At 69.9% G+C, this 24,556-nt stretch carries 26 protein-coding genes; 12 read left to right on the forward strand and 14 right to left on the reverse strand.

What is annotated here, in order from left to right:
* The first annotated feature begins 102 nt into the window (after nt 1-102).
* Nucleotides 103-1,305, forward strand: a complete 1,203-nt coding sequence (locus tag ACTWQR_RS22320) for a geranylgeranyl reductase family protein (protein WP_443228888.1) — start codon at nt 103-105, stop codon at nt 1,303-1,305.
* A 36-nt stretch (nt 1,306-1,341) separates the two neighbouring features.
* Here ACTWQR_RS22320 and ACTWQR_RS22325 read toward each other — a convergent pair whose 3' ends face one another.
* Nucleotides 1,342-1,797 (reverse strand): nitroreductase family deazaflavin-dependent oxidoreductase, encoded by a 456-nt coding sequence (locus ACTWQR_RS22325; protein ID WP_443228889.1) that lies wholly within the window; start codon nt 1,795-1,797, stop codon nt 1,342-1,344.
* 185 nt (nt 1,798-1,982) lie between these two features.
* On the opposite strand from ACTWQR_RS22325, the gene ACTWQR_RS22330 reads away from it, so the two are divergent.
* Nucleotides 1,983-2,747, forward strand: a complete 765-nt coding sequence (locus tag ACTWQR_RS22330) for a TetR/AcrR family transcriptional regulator (protein ID WP_443228890.1) — start codon at nt 1,983-1,985, stop codon at nt 2,745-2,747.
* 198 nt (nt 2,748-2,945) lie between these two features.
* On the opposite strand, the gene ACTWQR_RS22335 is transcribed toward ACTWQR_RS22330, so the two are convergent.
* Nucleotides 2,946-3,572: a hypothetical protein gene (locus ACTWQR_RS22335; RefSeq protein ID WP_443228891.1), complete on the reverse strand. Its 627-nt coding sequence runs from the start codon at nt 3,570-3,572 to the stop codon at nt 2,946-2,948.
* Nucleotides 3,573-3,653: 81 nt separating this feature from the next.
* Between ACTWQR_RS22335 and ACTWQR_RS22340 the strand changes: the two genes are divergently transcribed.
* From ACTWQR_RS22340 to ACTWQR_RS22350, 3 genes are read left to right on the forward strand one after another with little or no spacing between them, the layout of a single operon-like run.
* Complete coding sequence (locus ACTWQR_RS22340; RefSeq protein WP_443228892.1) at nt 3,654-4,013, forward strand: hypothetical protein; 360 nt, start codon at nt 3,654-3,656, stop codon at nt 4,011-4,013.
* Between the two features lie 36 nt (nt 4,014-4,049).
* The gene (locus ACTWQR_RS22345; protein ID WP_443228893.1) at nt 4,050-5,408 is read left to right on the forward strand and encodes a sensor histidine kinase; all 1,359 of its coding nucleotides are present in this window, start codon (nt 4,050-4,052) and stop codon (nt 5,406-5,408) included.
* A complete protein-coding gene (locus tag ACTWQR_RS22350) occupies nt 5,405-6,070 on the forward strand; it encodes a response regulator (RefSeq protein ID WP_443228894.1) in 666 nt (221 codons plus the stop codon). Before ACTWQR_RS22345 ends, ACTWQR_RS22350 begins: the two co-directional genes overlap by 4 nt.
* Here ACTWQR_RS22350 and ACTWQR_RS22355 read toward each other — a convergent pair.
* Nucleotides 6,031-6,303, reverse strand: a complete 273-nt coding sequence (locus tag ACTWQR_RS22355; RefSeq protein WP_443228895.1) for a DUF6332 family protein — start codon at nt 6,301-6,303, stop codon at nt 6,031-6,033. The two genes, ACTWQR_RS22350 and ACTWQR_RS22355, sit on opposite strands and share 40 nt — an antisense overlap.
* A 71-nt stretch (nt 6,304-6,374) precedes the next feature.
* On the reverse strand, nt 6,375-7,874 hold the full coding sequence (locus ACTWQR_RS22360; RefSeq protein ID WP_443228896.1) for an MFS transporter: 1,500 nt from the start codon (nt 7,872-7,874) through the stop codon (nt 6,375-6,377).
* 86 nt (nt 7,875-7,960) lie between these two features.
* Between ACTWQR_RS22360 and ACTWQR_RS22365 the strand changes: the two genes are divergently transcribed.
* On the forward strand, nt 7,961-8,368 hold the full coding sequence (locus ACTWQR_RS22365; RefSeq protein ID WP_443228897.1) for a MarR family winged helix-turn-helix transcriptional regulator: 408 nt from the start codon (nt 7,961-7,963) through the stop codon (nt 8,366-8,368).
* A 94-nt stretch (nt 8,369-8,462) separates the two neighbouring features.
* On the opposite strand, the gene ACTWQR_RS22370 is transcribed toward ACTWQR_RS22365, so the two are convergent.
* From ACTWQR_RS22370 to ACTWQR_RS22380, 3 genes are all read right to left on the reverse strand, one after another.
* Nucleotides 8,463-9,200, reverse strand: a complete 738-nt coding sequence (locus tag ACTWQR_RS22370; RefSeq protein WP_443228898.1) for a maleylpyruvate isomerase family mycothiol-dependent enzyme — start codon at nt 9,198-9,200, stop codon at nt 8,463-8,465.
* Between the two features lie 131 nt (nt 9,201-9,331).
* A complete protein-coding gene (locus tag ACTWQR_RS22375) occupies nt 9,332-11,539 on the reverse strand; it encodes an MMPL family transporter (RefSeq protein ID WP_443228899.1) in 2,208 nt (735 codons plus the stop codon).
* Between the two features lie 10 nt (nt 11,540-11,549).
* On the reverse strand, nt 11,550-12,479 hold the full coding sequence (locus tag ACTWQR_RS22380) for a CPBP family intramembrane glutamic endopeptidase (RefSeq protein ID WP_443228900.1): 930 nt from the start codon (nt 12,477-12,479) through the stop codon (nt 11,550-11,552).
* A gap of 301 nt (nt 12,480-12,780) precedes the next feature.
* Here ACTWQR_RS22380 and ACTWQR_RS22385 point away from each other — a divergent pair, with 301 nt between their 5' ends.
* From ACTWQR_RS22385 to ACTWQR_RS22395, 3 genes are all read left to right on the forward strand, one after another.
* On the forward strand, nt 12,781-14,514 hold the full coding sequence (locus ACTWQR_RS22385; RefSeq protein WP_443228901.1) for a histidine kinase: 1,734 nt from the start codon (nt 12,781-12,783) through the stop codon (nt 14,512-14,514).
* A complete protein-coding gene (locus tag ACTWQR_RS22390) occupies nt 14,505-15,149 on the forward strand; it encodes a response regulator transcription factor (protein ID WP_443228902.1) in 645 nt (214 codons plus the stop codon). The genes ACTWQR_RS22385 and ACTWQR_RS22390 overlap by 10 nt, the downstream gene beginning before the upstream one ends.
* Nucleotides 15,150-15,285: 136 nt before the next feature.
* Nucleotides 15,286-16,299, forward strand: coding sequence for a DNA topoisomerase IB (locus ACTWQR_RS22395; RefSeq protein ID WP_443228903.1), 1,014 nt, complete (start codon nt 15,286-15,288; stop codon nt 16,297-16,299).
* Nucleotides 16,300-16,404: 105 nt separating this feature from the next.
* Here ACTWQR_RS22395 and ACTWQR_RS22400 read toward each other — a convergent pair whose 3' ends face one another.
* Together ACTWQR_RS22400 and ACTWQR_RS22405 are read right to left on the reverse strand one after the other, a co-directional pair.
* Nucleotides 16,405-16,731 carry a plasmid stabilization protein gene (locus tag ACTWQR_RS22400; RefSeq protein ID WP_443228904.1) on the reverse strand — a complete coding sequence of 109 codons (327 nt, stop codon included), beginning with the start codon at nt 16,729-16,731 and terminating at the stop codon, nt 16,405-16,407.
* A gap of 59 nt (nt 16,732-16,790) precedes the next feature.
* Nucleotides 16,791-17,207, reverse strand: a complete 417-nt coding sequence (locus ACTWQR_RS22405; RefSeq protein WP_443228905.1) for a CBS domain-containing protein — start codon at nt 17,205-17,207, stop codon at nt 16,791-16,793.
* A gap of 367 nt (nt 17,208-17,574) precedes the next feature.
* On the opposite strand from ACTWQR_RS22405, the gene qcrB reads away from it, so the two are divergent.
* Nucleotides 17,575-19,125 (forward strand): cytochrome bc1 complex cytochrome b subunit, encoded by a 1,551-nt coding sequence (gene qcrB, locus ACTWQR_RS22410; RefSeq protein ID WP_443228906.1) that lies wholly within the window; start codon nt 17,575-17,577, stop codon nt 19,123-19,125.
* On the opposite strand, the gene ctaF is transcribed toward qcrB, so the two are convergent.
* Together ctaF and ctaD are read right to left on the reverse strand one after the other, a co-directional pair.
* Nucleotides 19,043-19,444: an aa3-type cytochrome oxidase subunit IV gene (gene ctaF / locus ACTWQR_RS22415; RefSeq protein ID WP_443228907.1), complete on the reverse strand. Its 402-nt coding sequence runs from the start codon at nt 19,442-19,444 to the stop codon at nt 19,043-19,045. The genes qcrB and ctaF overlap by 83 nt on opposite strands.
* Nucleotides 19,441-21,117 carry an aa3-type cytochrome oxidase subunit I gene (ctaD, locus tag ACTWQR_RS22420; RefSeq protein WP_443228908.1) on the reverse strand — a complete coding sequence of 559 codons (1,677 nt, stop codon included), beginning with the start codon at nt 21,115-21,117 and terminating at the stop codon, nt 19,441-19,443. The genes ctaF and ctaD overlap by 4 nt, the downstream gene beginning before the upstream one ends.
* A gap of 364 nt (nt 21,118-21,481) precedes the next feature.
* Between ctaD and ACTWQR_RS22425 the strand changes: the two genes are divergently transcribed.
* Together ACTWQR_RS22425 and ACTWQR_RS22430 are read left to right on the forward strand one after the other, a co-directional pair.
* The gene (locus ACTWQR_RS22425) at nt 21,482-21,856 is read left to right on the forward strand and encodes a hypothetical protein (protein ID WP_443228909.1); all 375 of its coding nucleotides are present in this window, start codon (nt 21,482-21,484) and stop codon (nt 21,854-21,856) included.
* A 45-nt stretch (nt 21,857-21,901) separates the two neighbouring features.
* Nucleotides 21,902-22,270, forward strand: coding sequence for a DUF6479 family protein (locus ACTWQR_RS22430; protein ID WP_443228910.1), 369 nt, complete (start codon nt 21,902-21,904; stop codon nt 22,268-22,270).
* Between the two features lie 50 nt (nt 22,271-22,320).
* Here the strand turns inward: ACTWQR_RS22430 and ACTWQR_RS22435 are convergent, their stop codons facing one another.
* Genes ACTWQR_RS22435 through ACTWQR_RS22445 form a run of 3 tightly spaced genes read right to left on the reverse strand, consistent with a single transcriptional unit; the run spans nt 22,321 to nt 24,423 of the window.
* Nucleotides 22,321-23,193, reverse strand: a complete 873-nt coding sequence (locus ACTWQR_RS22435; protein WP_443228911.1) for an SDR family oxidoreductase — start codon at nt 23,191-23,193, stop codon at nt 22,321-22,323.
* Nucleotides 23,186-24,217: an iron-containing redox enzyme family protein gene (locus ACTWQR_RS22440; RefSeq protein ID WP_443228912.1), complete on the reverse strand. Its 1,032-nt coding sequence runs from the start codon at nt 24,215-24,217 to the stop codon at nt 23,186-23,188. Before ACTWQR_RS22440 ends, ACTWQR_RS22435 begins: the two co-directional genes overlap by 8 nt.
* Complete coding sequence (locus tag ACTWQR_RS22445; RefSeq protein WP_443228914.1) at nt 24,214-24,423, reverse strand: CDGSH iron-sulfur domain-containing protein; 210 nt, start codon at nt 24,421-24,423, stop codon at nt 24,214-24,216. Before ACTWQR_RS22445 ends, ACTWQR_RS22440 begins: the two co-directional genes overlap by 4 nt.
* Between the last annotated feature and the right edge of the window lie 133 nt (nt 24,424-24,556).

The raw sequence follows: 24,556 nt of genomic DNA on the forward strand, positions 1-24,556 counted from the left end.
GTGCATACGTTGCCGATCCTCCCACAGCGGTCCTCGGCGAAGGCCGCCGTAGGATGCGTTCAGTAGGTGCGGCAGGCGGCTGGATCGGAGCGGCAGACCATCGTGAGCAGCGAGAACTCATCGGACGACGCACAGCGGGTATGGGACGTCGTCGTGGTCGGCGCGGGGCCCGCGGGTGCCTCCGCCGCCTATGCGGCAGCGGTCGCGGGGCGCCGCGTCCTGTTGCTGGAGAAAGCGGAACTGCCCCGGTACAAAACGTGCGGCGGCGGCATCATCGGACCCACCCGCGACGCCCTGCCGCCCGGCTTCGAGCTGCCGCTCCAGGACCGGGTGCACGCGGTCACCTTCTCGCTCGACGGCAGGTTCACGCGTACCCGCCGCTCCCGGCAGATGCTCTTCGGGCTCATCAACCGGCCCGAGTTCGACCAGCAGCTCGTCGAGCACGCGCAGAAGGCGGGCGCCGAACTGCGCACGGGCGTCACGGTCTCGCGGGTCGAACAGCACGGCTCGGCCGTCCCGGACCGGCGCACCGTGGCCGTCGTACTGCAGGACGGCGAGACGCTGCTGGCGCGGGCCGTGGTCGGCGCGGACGGCAGTGCGAGCCGGATAGGGGCGCACGTCGGCGTGAAGCTCGACCAGGTCGACCTCGGCCTGGAGGCGGAGATTCCGGTGCCGGAGACCGTCGCCGAGGACTGGAAGGGGCGGGTCCTCATCGACTGGGGCCCCATCCCCGGCAGTTACGGGTGGGTGTTTCCCAAGGGCGACACGCTCACCGTCGGCGTGATCTCGGCGCGTGGTGAAGGCGCGGCCACCAAGCGGTACCTGGAGGACTTCATCGCCCGGCTCGGGCTGGCGGGCTTCGAGCCGAGCGTCTCGTCCGGGCATCTGACGCGCTGCCGCGCCGACGACTCGCCGCTGTCGCGCGGGCGGGTGCTGGTGTGCGGGGACGCGGCGGGGCTCCTGGAACCGTGGACCCGCGAGGGCATCTCGTTCGCGCTGCGTTCGGGGCGGCTCGCGGGGGAGTGGGCGGTGCGGATCGGGGAGTCGCACGACGCGGTGGACGCGCGGCGGCAGGCGCTGAACTACGCCTTCGCGATCAAGGCGGGCCTCGGCGTCGAGATGAGCGTCGGCAAGAGCCTGCTCACGGTCTTCCAGCGGCGGCCCGGCATGTTCCACGCCGCGATCACCGGCTTCCGGCCCGCCTGGAAGGCGTTCGCGGGCATCACCCGCGGTTCCACCTCCCTCGGCGAACTCGTGCGTTCACATCCGATGGCCGGGCGTGCCCTCACCGCGCTCGACCGGTGACCGTGGCTGGGCCGGTGCCTTGCGGGGCGCCGGGGCTCAGCTCTTGGCGGTGATCCGGAAGACCGGGTGGTCGGGGGCGATGCGCCGGAGCTCCTCGTTGGACGAGTCGGGGCCGACGCCGTTGAAGAAGACGCCGACCTCGGCCTTCCAGCGCTTGAGGTAGGCGCGCAGCAGCGGCACCTTGTCGTCGTCGGCGACCTCGGTGGCGGTGAACACGTCCACCTTCTTGCCGAGCCGCAGCTCGCCGCCTCCCGCGGCCCGCATGTTGTGCGTCCACTGCACGTGGCCACGGGGCGCGACGAGGTACTGCACACCGTCCACGGTCAGCAGGTTGACGGGGGTGGTGCGCCACTCGCCGCTCTTGCGGCCGCGGACGGCCAGCACCCGGGAGCCCCACACGCTGAGGCCGCGGCGGGTCATCCATGCCACGGCGCGATTGAAGACATTCACGGTGAACCAGCCGGGCTTCTGCACATGAGTGGACGCGGACATGGTGACCCCCAGTGATTGTGAGAGCGGCGCCCTATTTTGTGAGCACTGCTCTCGCTTGAGAGCAGTGTGCACGAGATCGGTGATCCAGAGCAAGAGCAGTGCTCACGTTTTGGTGCATCGGTCTCGTTCCGGTGCGCCGCTCTCGTTTGTGTGCAGTGCTCCGGTTTCATGGGACACTGGCCGGCATGAGTACCGCACGAGGAGCCCGCGCCCGAGCCCGGATCGAGGTCACCGCGGCCATAAAGGACGAGGCGCGCAGACAGCTCGCCGAGGATGGCGCCGCCAAGCTCTCGCTGCGGGCGGTGGCCCGCGAACTCGGCATGGCCTCCTCCGCGCTGTACCGCTACTTCCCCAGCCGCGACGACCTGCTGACCGCACTCATCATCGACGCCTACGACTCGCTCGGAGAGACCGCCGAGGCGGCCCACGCCAAGGTCGCCGACGCCGGCCCGATCCGGCGCTGGGCCGTGGTGTGCGAGGCCGTACGCGACTGGGCGCTGGCGCATCCGCACGAGTACGCGCTGATCTACGGTTCGCCCGTGCCCGGGTACGCCGCGCCCGTCACGACCGTGCCGGCGGCGTCCCGCGTCGGGCTGCTCCTCATCGGCATCGTCCGTGACGCGCACCAGGGCGCCGGCGTGGCCGTCTCCCCGCTGCCCGCCGAACTCAGGCCCGAGGCCCGGCGAATGGCCGAGGACCTCGCGCCGGACCTGCCGCCGGAGGCGGTCGCAGCGCTCGTCGCGGCGTGGGCGCAGCTGTCCGGGCTCGTCGGCTTCGAGCTGTTCGGACAGTTCAACCGTGTCGTGGAGGACCGAGAGGCACTCTTCCGGTACGCGGTCGCCCGTCTCGGTCACGGCGTGGGCCTCGTGTTTCCTCAGGACACCGGCACTCAGGACACCGGCACTCAGGACACCGGCACGGGAAGCGACCACGGTAAGTCGCGGCCCTGAACGAACATAACGAACATCGAGCGTGCCGACGTAGAGGGAGTCGTGAGGAATGTCGCGCCATTCGGCGCTTACTCCGCCGTCCCCCCGGCCGTGAACCAGCGGCCCTCCGCGGGCCACTTCACACCCAGCGACTCCACCGCGCCTCATCACCTCTGACGCGAGTCACCACGGTGGCGGGAGCGGTCAGTCTGCGGCGGGTCAGCAGGACTCGTCCACCTTCACCGCGGTGAGCTTCACGCGTTGCCCGTCGAGCTTGCTTCCGGCGGCCGGCTGCTGGGTGCAGGTCCGCCACTCGGATTCCCTGAGGAGGATGCGGTCCAGGCCGGAGGCGTCAGTGACGGTGATGTCGGCGCGGTTCCCGAGAGCTCGGCGGGCGGCCGTGACGACCCTGCCCTCGACACCGGGCATGGCCGATCCCGTGGCCTGCCGCTCGCCCGCGTCCGTGACCGGGCAGACCTCGTCGAGCTTCACCACGGCGAAGGCGAAGTTCCCGGAGGTGTAGCTACCGGCTTTCGGGGTCTGGGAGCAGACCTTCCAGCCGCGGTCGTCGCCGATGACATCCGGGACGCGTCCGTGGCCCAGGGCGTCGTGCGCGGTGGATCCGAAGTTCAGTGTTGACGCTTCGTAGACGGCAAGATGAAGTTTCTTGCCGGTCATGTCCGGAACCAGGACGGGGCCGGTGTAGTCCTCCTCCGAATGGTCCTCGGGTTCATCGGCTGGGGATGTGTAGCGCTCCGGGCTGCCTACGGTGGTCTCCGCGCTGCCGCAGGCGGTCACGGCGGCGAGGCAGGCGGTGGTGAGCGTGATGGCCGCGCGGGTACGCATGCGTTCCCCCCAAGGGCTCGCGGGTGCTGAGGGGCATCATGCGCCGTGCGTGGAGTGTGCGAGCGCGGCTGTGGCCGAGTCGTGACCCACTGGGCATTCCGTCATGCCGTCGGCGACGTACCCGCCTTCGCCGTCCGCGTCCGCGAGGCGCCGACACCCGCCGGCGTCCTGGTCGGCATCGTCCTCGGGGCGACGTATCCGCAGTACGTCACCGGAGGCGTCGTCTACCTGAAGGAACTCGGTATTCGGGACGGCCCTGACGATCCTCGTCGACGTGAGCCTCATCAGGGTGGTCCCGCTGCCCGTGACGATGCGGCCGGCGGGCCGCGCGAACTGGTGGGCGCCGAAGCCGCTCCGCCGCTTCCGGAGCAGGGAGGCCCCGGATCCCGAACCGAAGCGGCTACTCCGCCGGGAGTACGTGTGATCACCTCGCTCGGGTGACGCCCCGGGAGACCCGCGGCGTCTAGCGTGGCGGGTATGGAAGAGCAGCACGCACGCCGGTGCGGTGGACCCCCCTGGATGCGGGGCGGACCGCCGCGGCGATGGCGGCACGGGCCCCCCGGGCCCCCGTGGTGGAACCGCCGTGACGAGGACGAAGACGGCGGCCGTCCTCGCCGGCCGTGGCGCTCGACGCTGCTGCTCACCGTGTTCGTGCTCATCGGCAGCAACTTCGCCGCGCGCCAACAGCTCGACCGCGAGGGCCTCGACTCCTTCGGCCGGGCGCTGCTGATCGCGGGCACACTTCTGCTCCTGTGGCGGCAGCGGTATCCGGTGTTCGTGGTCTTCGGCGTCTCGGCCTCGGCCATGGTCTACTTCGGCGCCGGATATCCGTACGGGCCGATCTTCCTCACCGTCGCTCTCGGCTGCTTCAGCGCCGTCGTCGCCGGCCACCGCTGGGCGGCCTGGGCGGCGCTCGGCACGCTGTGGACCAGCCACCTCCTGGTGGGTCACTGGCTCTATCGGTGGCTGCCACCGAGCGATGACACGCCCTCCTCGTGGGGCGGGGAAGTCGCCGTCGCCGCCTGGATGGTGGCCATCGTCGCGGTCTCCGAACTCGCCCGTGTACGCCGTGAGCAGTCGGACCGCGACCGGGCGGAACGCCGGCAGGCGGCCAAGCGACGCGCCGACGAGGAACGGCTGCGGATCGCCCGCGAGCTGCACGACGTCCTGGCGCACAGCATCTCGGTCATCAACGTGCAGGCGGGCGTCGGCCTCGCCCTGCTCGACTCCGACCCGGAGCAGGCACGCACCGCGCTCACCACGATCAAGGCCGCGAGCAAGGAAGCTCTGGGGGAGGTGCGCCAGGTGCTCGACACGCTCCGCCCACCCGTCTCCCACCACCGCCCTTCCAACGATGCGCTGCGCGCAGCCCCCTTTGATTCCGGTGACGCGCCGCGCGCGCCGGCGCCCGGGCTCGACCGGCTGCCCGAACTCGTCGAGCAGGCGGCGGGCGCCGGGCTGACCGTCCCCGTCGAGACCCGGGGCGAGCGCCGGAACCTGCCGCCCGGCGCAGACCTCGCCGCCTTCCGCATCGTCCAGGAGGCCCTGACCAACGTCGTACGGCACTCCGGATCACGGCACGCGCGCGTGCTGGTGGACTACGCGGGCGACGCCCTGAAGCTCCGTATCGACGACGACGGCCCGGCGACCGGCGCGGACGCGGGCGGCAGCGGCAACGGGCTGGCCGGAATGCGGGAGCGGGCCGCGGCTCTGGGTGGCACGATCGAGGCCGGGCCGCGCGAGGACGGCGGCTTCCGCGTACGGGCCGTGCTGCCGCTCAAGAAGTCGCTCGGGGCGTCCGCCGAGAAGCCCGTCAAGGTCAAGGAGGACCGGTGATCCGCGTACTGCTCGCCGACGACCAGTCACTGGTCCGTGCAGGCTTCAAGGCGCTCCTCGACGCGCAGGCCGACATCGAGGTGGCCGGGGAGGCCGCCGACGGCGAGGAAGCACTGCGCAAGGTACGCGAACTGCGGCCCCACGTCGTCCTGATGGACATCCGCATGCCGCTGCTCGACGGCCTCGCCGCGACCCGCCGCATCACCGACGACGCGGATCTGACGGACGTCAAGGTGGTCATGCTCACCACCTTCGAACTGGACGAGTACGTCTTCGAGGCGATCCGTTCCGGAGCCTCCGGCTTTCTCGTCAAGGACACCGAGCCGGACGAACTCCTGCGCGCCGTCAGGGCGGTGGTGGAGGGCGACGCCCTGCTCTCGCCGGGCGTGACCCGTCGGCTGATCGCCGAGTTCGCGGCCCGCTCCAAGGAGCCCGCGGTCGCGGACGCGCTCGACGAACTCACCGAGCGGGAGCGGGAGGTGATGGCGCTGGTCGGGATCGGGCTGTCCAACGACGAGATCGCGCGCCGTCTCGTGGTCAGCCCGCTGACGGCCAAGACCCACGTCAGCCGGACCATGGTGAAACTGGGGGCTCGTGACCGGGCCCAGCTGGTCGTGCTGGCCTATGAGTCGGGGTTGGTGCGGCCGGGCTGGTTGGGCTGAGCGGCTCGTCGGCGGGCCAGCACGGCCGTGATCACTCCGATGAAGGCCACGGTCGCGAGGGCGAACGCAGGCAGCGTCAGGGTGCTCTCGTCGTCCCGCAGGGATGCGAAGAGCGCCGGGAGCCCTTGCTGCACGGCGAAGAACGTGGCCCCGGCCAACACGCTGCCCGCGAAGAACGCGAACCCGATCTCCACGGTCATCGCGTCCCGCTCTGCCTGCGTCCGTCTGCTCATCCTTCGAGTGTCACGGCAGCGTGTCCGGCGGGCAAGGAACTGCCTGCCGGACACGCGGAGTTGAGGCTGTGTCAGTCGCCGACCGTCACTCGCTTCACGTCAGCCCCTTCCGACGCGGACTCGGGCTCGGACTTCGCGACCAGGATCGTCGCCTGCTGCGCGGTACGCCGCGTGCGCAGCCCCGTGGCCGTGATGAGCAGGCCCGTCAGAGCGATCGCGGTCACCACGATCAGACCGGGCCGGTAGCTGTCGAGGACCGCCTGCGGAGAGGTGCTCTCGGTGGAGTTCGCCGCCACGACGGCCGTCACGATCGCCAGGAAGATCGCGCCGCCCACCTGCACCGACGTGTTGAGCAGACCCGAGACCATGCCCTGCTCGTGGTCGTCCACGCCGTTGGTGGCCTGGATGTTGAGCGAGGGGAAGACCAGCGCGCACGCCGCGCCGATCAGCAGCATGGACGGCAGGATCACCGCCGCGTACACCGGGTCGAGGTCGACCTGCAGGAACAGCGCGTAGCCGACGACCATCAGGGCGAAGCCCACCACGATGAGCCGCGGTGTGCCGAACCGGTCGACGATGGCCCCCATCTTCGTCGCGGACAGCGCGACGAGCGCCCCCGCGGGCAGGAAGGCGAGCGCGGTGTGCAGGGCCGACCAGCCGAGCAGCGACTGCATGTAGAGCGTGACGAGGAACTGGAAGCTGACGTACGAGCCGAAGAACGTCATGGCGCCGAGCTGCGCCCGTATCTGGTGGCCGGAGCGCAGCACGCCGAGCCGGATCAGCGGGCTCGGGCTGCGCCGCTCGACGCGTACGAACACGGTGAGAAGTACGGCGACGGCGAGGAACGACAGCAGCGTACGGGCCGTGGCCCAGCCCACCTCGGGAGCCTGGACGACGGTGAAGACGAGCAGCAGCATCGAGGCGGTGCCGAGGACGGCGCCCGGGATGTCGTAGCCGCGGTGGGTCTTGTCGCGCTCGCTGCGCGGGATGAGCTTCAGGCCGGCGATCAGGGCGATGACCGCGATGGGTGCGGGCAGCAGCATGGTCAGACGCCAGCTGGCCTCGGTGAGCAGCCCGGACAGGACGAGGCCCATGGAAAAGCCGGTGGCGGCGCAGGTGGTGTAGATGGAGAGGGCGCGGTTGCGCAGTGGCCCCTCGGGAAACGTCGTGGTGATGATCGACAGGCCCGCGGGAGCGGTGAACGCGGCGCTCAGTCCCTTGATGAACCGGCTGGCGATCAGCAGCGGACCCGAGTCGACGAGCCCGCCGAGCAACGAGGCGAGCGCGAAGACGGCCAGCGCCACCAGGAAGACCTGACGGCGGCCGAGCAGATCGGCGGTGCGGCCGCCGAGCAGCAACAGCCCGCCGTAGCCCAGGATGTAGCCGCTGACGATCCACTGCAGGGTCGAGGTGGAGAGATCGAGTTCGGAACCGATGGACGGCAGGGCGACGCCGACCATCGACACGTCCAGCGCGTCCATGAACATCGCGGCGCAGAGCACCAGAAGGGTGCCCCACAGGCGAGGCGTCCAGTGTCCCTGGGACGCGGAGGTGGTGAGCGGAGAGGTCATGGACAGCGACAGTACATGCACATGCATTGGATGCAAATGCATTTAATGCGGATGCAACAAAGCCGGTTTTTTGTTAGGGTGCGGCCATGGCGGCTGTCGAGAAGGCCGAGCAGGGGCTCGTGGACCAGTGGCGCGACATCCTCGCGGTACATGCGCGCACGCTGTGCGAACTCGACCGTGAACTGCATCAACACGGCCTGGGCGCCAGCGACTTCGAGGTACTCGACGTACTGGCCGGGAGCGCGCCGGCCGACGCCGACAGCTCGTACCGCGTCCAGGGGATCGCCGAGCGAGTGCATCTGAGCCAGAGCGCTCTGTCCCGGCTGATCGGCCGGCTCGAGAAGGACGGTCTCGTGGAGCGCTGTATGTGTCCGGAGGACCGGAGGGGCGTCCGTGTCTCCCTTACGCCGAAGGGGCGTGCGCTGCACGGCGAGGTGCTCCCGGTGCAGCGCGCGGTGTTGACGCGGATGCTGGCAGGCGGCGCGGCCGACTGATCGGTCTGACTGGTCGGTCTGACTGGTCAGTTCGGCTGATCAGGCCGGCTCATGCGCCGCCCGTCGATGTCCTACGACGGATTTCGTACGACGCTCAGCTCCAGGTGACCCCGGACTTCTCACGCCACAGGGTCGCGATCGACGCGTCTCCCGTCACGGTCGGGAAGGGCCTACGGTTCCACAGCGCCAGATAGAGCTGGGCCGCCGTACCCGCCAACTCGCAGTCGGCGTCCGCCACTTCCCCCAGCTCGCCGGCGGGCGGCTCGGGCGACAGCCGTACGGTCCAGACGGCGTCCGTGTCCGAGGCGCGCACCCTCAGCACACGCGGCACGTCCGTCCGCACCCTGCTCTTGCGGCGCACGTGGAAGCCGCGCAGCAGCTCGTCGATGCCGTCGACCGCGAAGTCCACCGCGATTGCGCTCGGGGCGCCGCCCCCCGCGGACTCCGCGTCGACCCGGTGCACGGTCGTCTCGTGGGCCTGCCGCCGTGCCCAGAAGGCCAGCGGAGACGGGGCGGGCAGGAAACTCCAGCACTCCACGTCCGGCGGGGCGGTGGTGAGGGTGTCGACAAGTCGCCGGTGTCCCTCCCGGAACCAGGCGAGCAACTCCGCACCGTCCAGATCCGGCAGGCCGCCGTCCGGGTGATACGAGGTGTGCCCCTCGGCGACGAACGCCGTGGCCCAGCGATGCACCATACCGGTGTGCCGCAGCAGATCCCGCACCTGCCAGCCCGGGCAGGTCGGCACCTTGGCGTCGGCCCCGGCGCTTTCCGCGGCCCCGGCCAGCAACTGGCCTTCCCTGTCCAGGGTTCGAACGAGTTCGGCAATCTCCATGGGTGGAGTCTGCCGGATGGAGCGGGCTCTACGGGAGGAAGCCGGCCTCGCGCCTTCGACGCCCAGGCGCTGTGGCGGGCCTGGGCGTCGGGCTGCGGTGGTCGGGGGGCGGGCCGCCCCCCGACAGGCGGCTACCGGGCGCCGGGCGCCGTCGCCGCCAGGTCCGCCGGCGACCGGGCGGGCACGGCCAGGAGGTCGTCCGCGGCGTCGCCTTCGAGGTGGATGTCCGGCAGGATCCGGTCCAGCCAGCCCGGCAGCCACCACGCGTGCTTCCCGAGCAGGCTCATCGCGGCGGGAACGAGGACCATCCGTACCAGGGTCACGTCGAGGATGACGGCCACGGAGAGGCCGACGCCGAACAGCTTGGTCGTGGCCTCGTCCATCAGTATGAACGCGCCGAACACGCCGATCATGATCAGTGCGGCACTCGTGATCACCCGGGCCGTGGAGCCGACACCCTCGACGACCGCCGCTTTGGCGTCACCGTGGCGCTGGAACTGCTCGCGCACCCGGCTGAGCAGGAACACCTCGTAGTCCATGGACAGTCCGAAGAGAACCGCGAACATGAGCATGGGCGCCAGCGACATGATCGGAACACTGCCGTCGAGGCCGATGAGACCGGCCCCCCAGCCCCACTGGAAGATCGCGACGAGCACTCCGTACGAGGCACCGATGCTGAGGACGTTGAGGATCGCTGCTTTCAGCGGCACCAGGACCGACCGGAACACGATCATCAGGATGATGAAGGACAGTCCGATCACGGCGCCGAGGAACCACAGCATGCGCTGCTGGAGCTGTGTCGCGAGGTCCGCGCTCAGGGCGGTCGCGCCGGTGACCATCGGCTTCGCGTCGGTTCCGCGCACCGCGTCGGGCAGCAGGTCCTGGCGCAGGCGGTCGACGAGCTCGCCGGTCTTCGCGTTCTGCGGCGAGGTGGTGGGAGTGACGGCGAATGCCGCCAGATCGCCCTCGGGGCTGAGCTCCACGGCGCCCACGGAGGCGATTCCGGGATCGTCCTCGAGAGCCGGGCCCACGCCCCCGACCTCGGACGGGTCGGTCCCGTTCATCTCGATCACCACTTGAAGCGGACCGTTGACGCCCGGTCCGAAGCCCTCGGTGATGAGGTCGTACGACTTGCGTGTGGTGCTGGTCGGAGCGTCGTTGCCCGCGTCGGGGAAACCGAGATGCATGGAGAAGACCGGCACGGCGAGCACGCCGAGCAGAGCGAGGGCGGCAGCGCCGTAGCGGACGGGCTGTGCGACCACCTTGGCGGACCAGCGGCTGGACTTGGACTTCGGGTTGTACGCCGGCTTCGGTTTCACGAAGGGAACCCGCAAGTTGTTGACCCGTCGGCCGGCCAGCCCGAGCATCGCGGGCAACAGGGTGAGTGCGGCGAGCAGGGTCACCGTGACCATGATCGCCGATGCCCAGCCGATCACGGTGAGCATCCGAAGGCCCGACAGTTGCAGGCCGGTGATCGCCACGATGACGGTGACGCCGGCGAACAGCACCGAGAGGCCTGCCGTGGAGTTGGCGCGGCCCACCGCCTCGGGCACGGGCATGCCGTTGGCCAGGTTCTGGCGGTGCCGGGTCAGGACGAACAGTGCGTAGTCGATGCCGATCCCGAGGCCGAGCATCATGGCGACGATCGTGGCGATCTCGGGGACGGCCATGAGCCCGGACATGACGCCGATGGCGCTGAAGCCGATGAGGATGGCCACCAGCGCGACCACGATCGGCAGGCTCATCGCGACGAGGGAACCGAACGCCACCGCCAGGATCACAACGGCGAACGCGACACCGAGCACCTCGCTGGGGACCCCGCCCGCCTCCTCACCCTTGGCTTGGCCGAGACCACCGTCGTACTCGACCTGTACTCCGGCGGCGCGGACGGGCTCAGTGGCTCGTTCCGCGGCGTCGAACTGGGCCGCGGTGACCTTCCCTTCGGTGTCGACGGCCAGGGTCGTGAAGCCGGTCCGACCGTCGGGACTCAGCGTGGGGCCCCGGGCGTCGTACGGATCGGACACCGCGACGACGTGCGGAATCGCGGCGAGTCCGGTACGTGCGTCGGCCACCGCCGCCTTGACCTCCGACTGGGTCAGCCCTTCGTCGGAGTGGAAGATGATGTTGGCGGTGGAGATGCTCTCCTGCGGGAACTTGTCCTCGAGCGCCTCGGCCGCCTTCTGCGACTCGATGCCGGGCACCTTGAAGGTTTCGTCGGCGCTGCCGCCGAAGGACTGATTGAGCAGGAATACGGCGGCGGCGATCGCGACCCACGTCATGATGACGCGCCATGGGTGCCGGCCGGAGAAGTGTCCGATCCGGTAGAGCAGTCGGGACATGGGGTACCTCTCAGCTTTCGGTGACGATTGTCTGGGTGCGGCGCTCGGGCGGCTCTTGGGCACCGGGTGGTGCCTTGGCGGTCCAGAAGCGCCGGTGTGCGAGGACGAGGCAGACGGCCACCGCGCACCAGAGGCCGAAATACAGCCAGGTCTCCCGGGTCGCGTCCGCGCCGGACGGCCAGAGATCCTCGGTGTTGACGCTGCCTTCGGTGGCGTGGGCCAGCAGCGCCAACAGGGCACTGCCGCCTGCCTGGTTGAACAGCCAGCCGTACCAGAAGGTGAGGGCCACGGTGGTCAGCGCCTCGTGCGGCTCGAGGCCGAAGGACGAGATGAAGAACAGCGGCGCGTGCCAGCCGGTGATCAGGACCGCGAGGATCGCGGTGGCCGCCAGCGGGCTGCGGCGCTTCTGGAGGCCCGGCTGGGCGAAGCCGCGGAAGCTGGGCTCCTCACTGAAGGGGCCGCCGAAGGGATTGACCATGTTCATCCCGATGGCGAGCGCGATGCCGTACCAGGGGGCGATATCGCCGGTCGAGGGAGCCGGCGCGCCGAACGCCATGTTCGAGCCCATGGCGGCGAAGTGGACCGTCAGCGGTACGGCGATCGCCGCCACATACCAGATCCAGTGCACCCGCCAGCGGATCAGCCGGGAGACCAACTCGCGCAGCCCCGCGGTGCCTTGGGAGACGGACACCACGATCAGGGCGGCGATCAGGGCACCGGGCGCGAAGAAACTGCCGAACGGCACGGGGGCCCAGCTCAGGGCATAGGCCAGTACGAAGAACGCGACCAGGGGACGGGTCCGCACCCACTCGGCGGGGCGGGACATGAACTTCCTCCTCGGGGCGGGGAGTCGGGGCGAACCGGGATTCTCGGGCTCGGGTGCGTCGAGGGCGCCCCGACGGGGCTCTTCCGGTTCCTCTTGGATGACCGGGGTCTTCATCACGGCTCCTTGGGGCGGTTCGGGATTGCTCCTCACGCTGACAGTCCGCGGTACGGCGGGTAAGGCGGGTCACTGGCCGGTGTGGGGGGCGGGTTTCTGGTGTGCCGCGGAGGTGCGGACACCCCCGCTGCCGGAAGGCCCGGTGGTGGGAAGGGGGTTCTGCGTCCGCGCTGGCGCCGGTGCCGTGCCGGGAGTAGCGTGCGAGCGACGCCTCCCTTCATCACCGGCCGTACGCACGCCAGTTGTGGACGGTCGCGCCCCGGTCACGCCCGACGGCCAATGGTCGGGAAGGGGGGAAGCGATGCAGGCGTTCGCCGCACGTCGCGCCGTTCGCGCCCGGAGGCCGGTTCTGCTCGGCAGCCTGGCGGGCCTCGTACTTGCCGCGGCCGCCGGCGGCTGCCTGACCCTCGCCGCATCGAGCGGCGTTTCGGCCGTACACGCCGTGCTGCTCGTCTGGATTTCGGTGTCCTACTCCGCGGCCGGTCTCGTCGCGTGGTGGCACCGGCCCGACAACCGCTTCGGCCCGTTGATGCTCCTCGCGGGAGCAGCAGGCTTCGCCTCGGCCCTGTCCTGGTCGGGCACCGCCGCCGTACGGACCGTCGGGCAGCTGGCCGACCTGCTGCCGCTGGTACTGATCCTGCACGTGTTCCTGGCCTTCCCGACCGGTCGGCTGACGGGCCGACCGGCCAGGCTGCTCGTCGGCGTCGGTTACGTCGCCGCGGTCGGTGCGCAGCCGGTGGCGATGATGCTGGGCGGCTTCGGCCCGGACCATCCCCTGCGTCTGGTCGACGCGCCGGACGTGGGCAGGGCGCTCTTCCACGGTGAGCTCCTCGCGATCAGCGCGGTCTCGCTCGCGGGTGTCGCGCTGATCGCGGCCCGCCGCCGGGCCGGCGGTCGTCCGTTGCGCAGGTCCCTGGGGCTGCTGATCGACTCCTTCGGTCTTGGGCTGGTGATGATCGCCGTCCTGTTGGTGGTGGGCGTGTTCGGCGGCCCTTCCTTCCCAGTGGTCCAGCGGGTGAGCCTCGCGGTGATCAGCCTGGCCCCCGTCGCCTTCCTCGCCGGCCTGCTGGGCGCCCGGCTGGCCCGCACCGCCGTCGGCGACCTCGTGGTGGAACTGCGGGCCGAACCGGACGACCTGCGGGCCCCGCTGGCCCGGGCGCTCGGGGATCCGTCGCTCGCGGTGCTGTACTGGCTGCCGCAGTTCGCCAGCTGGACCGACCAGGACGGCAAACCGCTCGAGCTGCCCGCCGATCCGGCCCGGGCGACCACCCTCATCGAGCGGGACGGCGCGCCGGTGGCGGCCCTCATCCACGACGCGGCGCTCAACGACGAACGCGAACTCCTCGACGCGGTCAGCGCCGCCGCGGCCATCGCCCTGGAGACCGGCCGGCTGCAGGCCGAACTACGAGCCCACGTCGAAGAGTTGCGCGGTTCCCGAGCGCGGGTCATCGCTGCGGGCCAGCAGGAGCGCCAGCGGCTGGAGCGCAATCTCCACGACGGCGCTCAGCAGCGGCTCATCGCGCTCTCCCTCGATCTGGCCATGCTGGAGGCGAGTCTCGACGGCGACCAGGCCGCCCGAACCCGCCTGTCGCAGGCCAGAGGCGAGATCGCCACCTCCCTGGCGGAGCTGCGCGACGTGGCGCGCGGGCTGCACCCGGCCGTCCTCAGCGCACACGGCCTCGCCGTCGCACTCGAATCGCTGGCCGCACGGGCGCCCCTGCCGGTCCGGTTGACGGTTCGGCTCGACGGCAGACTCGCCGAAGCCGTCGAGGTCGCGGCGTACTACGTGGTCTGCGAGAGCCTCGCCAACATCGGGAAACACGCCCGGGCGAACGCGGCGACGGTGAGCGTCGCCCAGGCCGACGGGCGGCTCGTGGTCGAGGTCCTCGACGACGGCCGCGGCGGCGCCGACACCGAAGGCGGCAGCGGTCTGCGGGGACTGGCCGACCGGGTGGAGGCGCTCGACGGCCGGCTTCGGGTGTGGACGTCGAGCGGCAACGGCACCCGGGTGCAGGCGGAACTGCCGTGCAAGTAGCCATCGCAGAGGACAGCGTCCTGCTCCGGGAAGGCCTCGCCCGGCTGCTCGGCGACGCCGGCTTCGAGGTGCTGGGGCGCTGCCGGGACGCCCAGGAACTGCTCAGCCTGCTGCGCGGCCGACTGCCCGACGTGGTCATCGTCGACATCCGGCTGCCGCCCACCCACAGCGACGAGGGCATACGGGCGGCGGTGGAGATCCGTGCGGCCCATCCCGAGGTCGGGGTGCTTGTGCTGTCCCAGTACGTTGAACTCGGCCTGGCCATGAAGCTGTTGGCCGACTCGGCGGAGGGCGTCGGCTATCTGCTCAAGGACCGGATCAGCGACGTGCCCGAATTCCTGAGCGCCGTACGCAGGGTCGCCACCGGAGGCTCCGCCGTCGACCCGACCATCGTGTCCACCCTGCTGTCCCGGCGGCGCAGCGACGACCCGCTCGAACGGCTGACGCCGCGTGAGCGCGAGGTTCTCGAGCTGATGGCCGCCGGCAACTCGAACCAGGGCATCGCCGACCGGCTGGTGATCACGCTGCGCGCGGTGGAGAAGTACGTCTCCAGCATCTTCGGCAAGCTCGGCCTGCCCACCACGGGCAGCGAGTCCCGGCGCGTGCTGGCCGTGCTCATGTTCCTTCGGAACTGACCGGGCGAGGCAGGAAGCGATGCGCCGGCGGGCCGACCCGAGCGGTGCCGCTGGTCATCGTGCCGCTTTGTGCGGCGGGTTCGGGGAACCCGGCTCTCATGCGTGACCACTCAGCGTCGTATCGAAGGCGGTCCCGATGCGCCTGAGAAGGAGCGACTCGGAGGGACCCGGAATCACCAGGATCCGTTGTGGCCGCGGCTTCCGCTACGTCGACCCCTCGGGGAACCCCGTCACCGACGCGGAGGAGAAGCGACGGCTGCGGGAACTGGTCATCCCGCCCGCGTGGCAGGACGTATGGATCTGCCCCTGGCCCAATGGACACCTCCAGGCCACGGGTACGGACTCCGCGGGCCGCCGTCAGTACCTGTACCACCGGAAGTTCCGCGAGCAGCAGGAAGCGGCCAAGCACGACCACGTCCTGGAAGTCGCGAGGGCACTCCCCGGTCTGCGCTCACAGGTGGCCGAGGACCTGGCGACCCGAGGCCTGTCGCGGGACCGCGTGCTGGCATGCGCGGTACGTCTGCTGGACCTGGGGTTCTTCCGGGTCGGTAACGAGTCCTACGTGCGCGACCACGAGACATACGGCCTGACCACCCTGTTGAAGGAGCACGCCGCCTGCCGTCGGGGCGAGGTCTGTCTCACCTATCCGGCGAAGTACGCCAAGGAACAGTCCCGGGCCCTGGTCGACGGCCCCGCCTACCGGGCCCTGTGCTCGCCGCTGCGTCGGAGCGGCGGCGGCCCACGGCTCTTCGTGTACTGGGAGGGACGTGCGTGGCACGAGGTGCGCGCGGAGCATCTCAACGCCTACCTCCGGGACCACTCGGGTACGGACATCACGGCGAAGGACTTCAGGACCTGGCACGGCACCGTGCTCGCGGCCGTTGCCCTCGCCGTGTCCGCACCGGTCTCCGTCGAGTCCAGGACAGCCCGCAAACGTGCCGTCACCCGCGCCGTTCAGGAAGTCAGCGGCTACCTCGGGAACACGCCCGCGGTGTGCCGGGCGTCGTACATCAATCCCCGGGTCGTCGAACTCTTCGAGGAGGGCCGGACCATCGCGCCCGCCCTCGACCGGCTCGGCGCGGAGGCGTCCTTCGGCCGGCCGGCCACCCAGGGAGCCATCGAGGAGGCGGTCCTGCGGCTTCTGACATAGCAGGCGTCGCCGGGGCGCACCGTGTGCGGCCCGGCGACGCCTGGCCGTCTCCCTCGCGCGGCCCGGGCGAGTCCGGCACCCGGACGATCCGCGCGACCAGGACGATCAGCGGCCGAGTGCCCTCTGCAGCTCCTGCTTGTTCATGGAGGACCGACCGTCGATGTTGCGCTTCTTCGCCTCCTCGTACAGCTGATCCTTGGTGGGCCCCTGAGAGCCACCGCCCGAGCGCTGCCCGCCGCGCTCCGAGGCGGACTTCGGATCGCGGGTGGAGGCCTTGCTCGAACTCCGCGACTCGCCGGAGCGGGCACGCTCCTTGTTCACCGTGCGGGACGCGATCTCCTTCGCCCGGCCGGTGGACTCGCCCCGCTGCTCAGCGCTTTCCTTGATGTGCTCGTACTGCCGCTCGCGCTTCTTGCTCGATCCTGCGGGCATCACGTTGCTCCCTTCCTGGAGCGGCTCTCCTGCGGAGCCGTCTTGTCGCGGCCTGCCCCTCAGTCGGTGGACAGGGCCTCGAGCAGGTCACCCACCGCGGGGTCGGGGATGGCCCGCGCGACATCGGCCTGGGCGACGATGCCGACCAGGTCGTGGCCCTCGATGACGGGGAGACGGCGGACCTTGTGTTTCGCCATGGTCCGCAGGATCGCCACCTCGTCGTCGTCCACCCCGATGGTCACCGTTTTCCCCTGGGCGAACTCGCCCACGTGACTGGTCGATGGGTCCTTGCCCGCGCCGAGAACCTTCACCACGATGTCGCGGTCCGTGAGCATGCCCTTGAGCTTGTTGTCCGTGCCGCAGATGGGCAGCGCCCCCACACCGAGCTCCGTCATCTTCTGCGCCGCCTGAAGGACACTCGCGTCCGCACCGATGCACTCGGCGCCGGGCGTCATGATCTCTCGCGCCTTCGTCATTGGCTTTCTTCCTCCTTTGGCGTTGAGGGCCCCGCGGGTGCAGCGCACCCGGATCGGCGGGGGCCGGGTGGACACGCCACGAGTTCCCGCACCTCGGAGCGCGTAACGCGGTGTCGGACACCCCGGAGGATCGGCGCGATCCGCCGGTGTCCGCCCGTTCGGACGCGCAGCGATGTCGCGTGGTGTGCCCCGAGGTGATGGTGGGAGTACGCGGGACCGGGCGAGTGTTTCGCCGTGTCGGGGTACTCGCCCCGGCGAACTGGCGGCGAGTCATGGTCGGTAGCGAGCGGCGAACCCGTACAGAGGGAGGCGTTTCCGTGGGTCGGGAGTGGTGCGGTCGGCTCGTCGGCCACGGCCTGGAGGCGATGTGAGGGCGGCGCGGCGGGGGACGGCCGGGACACCACCGCCGGCCGGGCGCCGCCCGGCCGGCGAACGCTTCGCCGACGCGGCCGACGCGAGGCTGCCGGTGGCGGACGGCGGGAAACTGCTCCGCAAGGCGTTCCCCGACCACTGGTCGTTCCTGCTGGGCGAGCTGGCGCTCTACAGCCTGATCGTCCTGGTACTCACCGGGGTGTGGCTCACGCTCTGGTTCAAGCCCGAGATGCGTGAAGTGACGTACGGGGGAGGGTACGAGCCGCTGCGGGGCGTGCGCATGTCCCAGGCGTTCGAATCCACCCTGCAGATCAGCTTCGACGTACGCGGCGGGCTACTCATCCGGCAGGCGCACCACTGGGCGGCGCTGGTCTTCATCGCCGCGATCGGTCTGCATCTGCTGCGGATCTTCTTCACGGGCGCCTTCCGCAGGCCCCGGGAAATGAACTGGGTCATCGGCGTCACGCTGTTCGTCCTCGCGCTCGCCGAGGGCTTCGCGGGCTACTCGCTTCCCGACGACCTTCTCTCCGGTACCGGGCTTCGCATCGCGCAGGGCATCATGCTGTCGATCCCCGTCGTGGGCACGTACGTGAGCATGTTCGTGTTCGGTGGCGAGTTCCCCGCCGATGAGATCGTCACCAGGCTCTACAGCATGCACATCCTGCTGCTGCCCGGCGCGTTGATCGCCCTCGTCACGGTGCATCTGATCCTGGTCTTCTACCTGAAGCACACCCAGTGGCGCGGACCCGGCAGGACGAACACGAACGTCGTCGGCAAACCGCTCTTCCCTCATTTCGCGGCCACGTCGAGCGGCCTGTTCTTCATGGTCTTCGGCGTACTGGCGCTGCTCGGCGGCATCGCCCAGATCAATCCGGTCTGGGTGTACGGGCCCTACCGCACGGATTACGTGTCGACCGGTTCCCAACCCGACTGGTACGTGGGTTTCCTGGAGGGCGCTCTGCGGCTCGTGCCCCCCTGGGAGACGGCCGTCGCCGGCCACACGATCATGTGGAACGTCCTGCTCCCAGCTGTCGTGCTGCCCGCGCTGCTCTTCCTCGTCCTCTACCTGTACCCGTTCGTCGAACAGCGGCTGACGGGCGAGGGCAGCCAGGAGCATCACCTGTGCGACCGGCCGCGCGAACGCCCCGTACGCACCGGCCTCGGCGTCGCCGGCATCACCTTCTACGGGGTGCTCCTGCTGGCCGGCGGCAACGACGTCGTGGCCCAGACGTTCCGTATCTCGCTCAACACGCTGACCTGGGTGCTGCGCATCGCCCTCGTCGTGGCGCCGGTCCTCGCGTTCATGCTGACGCGGCGACTGTGCCACGCCCTGCTGAACGCGGAGCGGGAACGCCTGGCGGAGGGTGAGGAGACCGGTGAGGTGCGGCAGTCCGTGGAAGGGGGCTACGAGAGTGGGCACCGGCCGGTCGACAAGTTCCGGCCCGGCGCGCCCAGGCCACCGCTCACTCCTCCTGATCCGCACCCCGAGCCGCGTACTGGAACGTCATCCCCAGAACCCCCCGCGCCAGCACACCGACACCGATGAGGAACAGCCACAGCCCGTAGACCACCCCCGTACACGCGACGGCGAAGCCCAGGGCGGTGATGACGGGCCATGGGCTCTGGGCCGGGAAGAACTCCAAGGGTCCGGTGTTGTCCGCCACTTCGGCGTCGGTACGGTCCTGGGGGCGCCGCCCCTTGCGCCGGTAGTGCATCGCGCAGAAGAAGGACACCAGGGCGGCCATCGCGAAGGCGACGACCAGGGCCGCGGTACCGGCAGGGTCGGCGGACCAGAAGCCGTAGAGAGCGGCGGAGCCTCCGAAGAACACCGCGACACCACCGAAGAGCAGTGCTTCGACCTTCATCGGGGCCCCTCTTCCTTCGCCTGCTTGACGACCTCGGGATGGTGCAGATCGAAAGCCGGAGACTCGGACCGCACCCGCGGCAGCGCCACGAAGTTGTGGCGGGGCGGCGGAGACGAGGTCGCCCATTCCAGACTGCGCCCGAAACCCCAGGGGTCGTCCGAGGTGACGCGCTTCCCGTACCTGGCCGTGTGCCACACGTTGTACAGGAACGGCAGGGTCGAGACGCCGAGCAGGAACGCCCCGATGGACGACAGGGCGTTGAGGAGCGTGAAGCCGTCGGCGGGCAGGTAATCGGCGTACCGGCGGGGCATTCCCTCCTCCCCGAGCCAGTGCTGCACCAGGAAAGTCAGCTGAAATGCCGGGAACAGCAGCCAGAAATGCAGCTTGCCGAGACGCTCGTCCAGCATTTTCCCGGTGAGCTTGGGCCACCAGAAATAGAAGCCGCCGAACATCGCGAAGACCACGGTGCCGAACAGCACGTAATGCAGATGCGCCACGATGAAATACGAGTCCGTGACGTGGAAGTCGAGCGGCGGCGAGGCGATGAGCACGCCACTCAGACCTCCCAGCAGGAACGACACCAGAAAGCCCATCGCCCACAGCATCGGCGTCTCGAACGACAGCGACCCTCTGTGCATCGTGCCGATCCACGCGAAGAACTTGATCCCGGTGGGCACGGCGATCAGGAACGACATGAGGGAGAAGAACGGCAGGAGCACCGCGCCGGTGGCGAACATGTGGTGCGCCCATACGACGGCGGACAGCATGGTGATCGCGATCGTCGCGCCGATCAGCGGAAGATACCCGAACAGCGGTTTGCGCGAGAACACCGGAATGATCTCCGAGATGACCCCGAAAAACGGCAGGGCGACGATGTAGACCTCCGGATGCCCGAAGAACCAGAAAAGGTGCTGCCACAGAATGGCGCCGCCGTTCGTGGCGTCGAAGATATGTGCCCCGAACTTCCGGTCAGCCTCAAGAGCCAGTAGAGCAGCGGTGAGAACCGGGAAGGCGGGCAGCACCAGAATGGACGTGAACAGCACGTTCCAGGTGAACAGCGGCATCCGGAACATGGTCATTCCCGGAGCTCGCAGGCACAGGATCGTGGTGATGAAGTTGACGGCGCTGAGTGTCGTCGACACCCCGGTCACCACGAGTCCCATCACCCACAGGTCGCTGCCCGCGCTGGGGGAGTGGTACGAGCTGTTCAGCGGCGCGTAGGCGAACCAGCCGAAGTCGGCGGCGCCGCCCGGCACCAGGAAACCGGAGACGACCATCAGCCCGCCGAAGAGATACATCCAGTACGACAGGGCGTTCAGGCGGGGAAAGGCCACATCGGGCGCGCCGATCTGCAACGGCATGACGGCGTTCGCGAACCCGGCGAACATGGGCGTCGCGAAGAGCAGCATCATGACGGTGCCGTGGATCGTGAAGAGCTGGTTGTAGGTGTGCTCGTTCACGAACTGCAGCCCGGGGCGGGCGAGTTCGGCCCGCATGGCCAGGGCGAGCAGACCCGCGAAGAGAAAGAAGCAGAAGGCCGTGACCATGTACAGGTTGCCGATCACCTTGTGATCGGTCGTGGAGGCCCAGCGCAGCAGCGCCCTGCCGAGAGAGGGTTTGGACGCCGTCGGTTCGGGTTCGGGTTCGGCGCCGCGTGCTGAAAGCTCGGTCATCGTCCTCCTCCGCGGACTGCCCAAGCCCGGCGGTGTCTACGGAGGCGTACGGGCCTGACGGCAGGAAACCGCCTCGCGAGTGCCCCCGGCTCACCGGGGGAAACCGGCCGCCGGTGAAGTCGGGTCGGCGACGATTGAGGCGACGGCCCGTTCTGGGCCGCGACGCCACCGGCCGGTTCGGATCGTGATCGTCCGTGGCGACGCTACCGCCGCCGTCCTTCGAGTCGCCCGCGCCACGCCACGCCCGGCCGGCGATGAGTTCTGCCGGCTGGAACCATGAGTTCCGGCTACCTGGGAACCCGGACCGCAGACAGACGGAGAGCACGACGGAAAGCACGAGAGATCAGCAGTCAGGAGAACGATCATGACTTCGTCCCGCCACGCTCAGGGCACCGACGAGACCACGGATCTGCCCGTCTCCGACTACGACGGGCTGTCTCTGGGCGAGATCGAAAACCGCATCCGAGCGCTCGACGAGGCCGAGCTCAGGACCCTGCTGGAATACGAGCGAGGTCATGGGAAGCGCACGCCCGTCCTGGAGATCCTCACCGCGCGCCTGCACCAGCTTTCCGCGGGCGCCGAGCCCACCGGCGGCGGAGCGGCAGCCGGCCAGCCGCGCCCAGGGCCGCGGCCGGGTGGCTCCCCCGTCTCGCCCAAGACCTCACCGGAACCGATCAGCCCGCCGCCGCACGGAACTCCTGATCAGTTCGGCAAGGCCAAGGGAAACCGGCCGCGGTAGTCCGAGGCGGCGTATTCAATTCCCGAGCAGGGGTACTCGGCGAAGATGAATACGACACCTTATGAAATGGCCGCCTCGAATGCGGCGCTCGGCGCGATCGGTGCCTTCGTCGGCGGCCTCATCATTGCTGGAGCCCTGGTGTGGGCCGTCCGCCTCGGCATCAAGGTGCGTAAGGGCGAGTCGGAGCCGCCCAAGCCCCAGGAGCAGCCCCGGCTGCCGGATTCGGGGCCGGTACACGAGACCCGGGAAATGCGGGAGCCGGACGAGGTTCCCCGAGCCGCCGACGAGAGCGAGCGGCTCACACCGCACGAAATCCACCCTTCCGGCACCAAACGCAGCGAGAAGCAGGAGCCGCCGCGCTGGAGCCGCGGATCGAGCGGCTCGTTCGGCGGCGGCGGCCCTGGCGCTCACTGACCACTGAAACCACTGAACACTGAGGACCACTGACCGCTGAACGTGATCACTCACGGCAGTGGCGTGCCGCCGGTGGCGTTGAGGATCTCCGCGGTGATGAAACTCGCCCGCGGTGAGGCGAGGAAGACGTAGGCGGGGGCCATTTCGGCGGGCTGGGCGGGCCGCCCGAGCGGCGACTGCTTGCCGAACTTGACCGTGTCCGGCAGCGTCGCCGGAATCAGCGGAGTCCATACGGGGCCGGGCGCCACGGCGTTCACGCGGATGCCGTCGTCCGCCACCATCTGCGCGAGTCCCTGGGTGAAGGTCACTATGGCGCCCTTCGTCGTCGCGTAGTCGAGCAGATGCGGGCTCGGCTTGTACGCCTGCACGGACGTGGAGTTGATGATGGAGCCGCCCGCGGGAATGTGTGGGAGGGAGAGTTTGCACAGCCAGAACATGGCATACAGGTTGGTGTGCATGACCCGGTCGAACTGCTCGGTCGAGATGGCGCCGATTCCGTCCGGCTGGGACATCTGGTACGCGGCGTTGTTGACCAGGATGTCGATCCGCCCGAACTCCGCGACAGCGCGTTCCACCAGCCGGCGGCACTGCTCCTCCTCGCGGATGTCGCAGGACACGGCGACGCCCTTGCGGCCGGCGTCCTCGACGAGCCGGGTCGTCTCGCGTGCCTCCTCCGCCTCCTCCGGAAGGTACGTGAAGAGGACGTCCGCTCCCTCACGGGCGTAGGCGAGCGCCACCGCACGGCCGATGCCGGAGTCACCGCCGGTCAGCACCGCCTTGCGGTCCAGGAGCAGTCCGCTGCCCTCGTACGACTCCTCGCCGTGATCGGGGGGCGGATCCATGGGACCGGTCCAGCCCGGGTGCTCCTGGTCCTGCTGGGGGAAGTCGGGGCGGGGGTGCTTGTCGGTGGGGTTGTCAGGCATGGGACTTGTCTCCCTCCGCGGTCGGCTCGGTCAGCTCGGTCAACGGGACACGCAGGGCGCTTCGGTGGTGCCGCCAGGCGTCCAGGAGGCAGGCACTGAGCCGGTCTTCGAGAAAGCCGGTCGCCCGGACACCGAAGGCGACGTCGGGTTCGAGTTCGGGCTCGCTCGCGAGCAGTCCGCCGACCACATCACGGCGCACGACCTGCTCGTGGACGGCGTCCGCCTCCACGTGCTCGTCGTAGAACCGCTGGGCGGCGGGCCCCGCTCCGGTGCGGCGCAGGGCCGCGGCCAGCCGGCGTGACGCGGGCGACGAGGTCACCTCGACGGCGGCGAAGTGCCCGACCAACGCGCCGCGCAGCGCACGGTGCAGGCCGAGCAGGGACATGAGGTTGACGATGGCGAGCGCCTCAGCGGGTGCCGCTTCGAGATAGTGCCCGTACCGCGTCGCCAGTCCCAGATCCGCCATCAGGTCGGCGAAGAGCCGGGCGTGGATCTCGTCCGCGCGTCCGGCGCCGAACTCGTCGTACTCGATGGCCACCATGCCCGCCTTGGCCCGCCCGCGCAGCCGGGGGATGACCCAGGCGTGCGGGTCGGCCTCCTTGAGGTGGTAGAGCGAGCGCAGCGCCGCGTACTCCCTGAGCTGCCACAGTTCGCCGTCGCGCTGCAGGTGGTGGCTGACGCTGGTGGCGTCGTGCCCGACGGGTTCCACCAGCAGCGCGGACAGGGCCTGCTCGGCGCCGGTCCGCACCGTTACGTCGTTGCGGAGCGCCTCGGTGAAGCGCCGTTCGAGAGTGCGGCGCAGGCCCAGCAGCCCGGGGTCCCACTCGTACTCGTCGGCCACTCCGGCGAACCCCCGATAGTGGAGTTCGTAGAGGAGGTAGAGGGCGAGCTGGAGGTCGTCGCCGTACGGATCGGCCTCTCGCGTCTGCCGCGACAGCGCCGGTACGGGGGTGGCGAAGCGCAGTGCGGAGATGACGGCGTCGGACAACTCGCCGCGAGGCGTGGGCAGTTCGGGGTCGGTCATGTGGCGTCGTCCTTCACCCGGCGGCGGTGGCTGGTGTCGCACCAGGGGTAGGCGCGGCTGCGGCGACACGTGCAGATCGCGACGGTGAAGCGCCGTGAGGTGACGACCGTGCCGTCCTCCATGACCACTTCGACCGGGCCTTCCACGAGCAGCGGGCCCTCGCGGTCGACGGTGACGCGACGCGGGCGCTCAGAAGTGTTCGGCACGGACGACCACCAGCTCCTCCTTATGTGCCGGATCATCCTTATTCGCTCCGAGTGCCCAGGAATCCGTACCCGACACGCCCGCTCAGCCGGATCGGGGAGGGTCTCGTCGCAGGTGGCGGGGGGGGGGGGGGGG

The sequence above is a fragment of the Streptomyces sp. 2A115 genome (genome assembly GCF_052245575.1).
GTDB lineage: Bacteria > Actinomycetota > Actinomycetes > Streptomycetales > Streptomycetaceae > Streptomyces.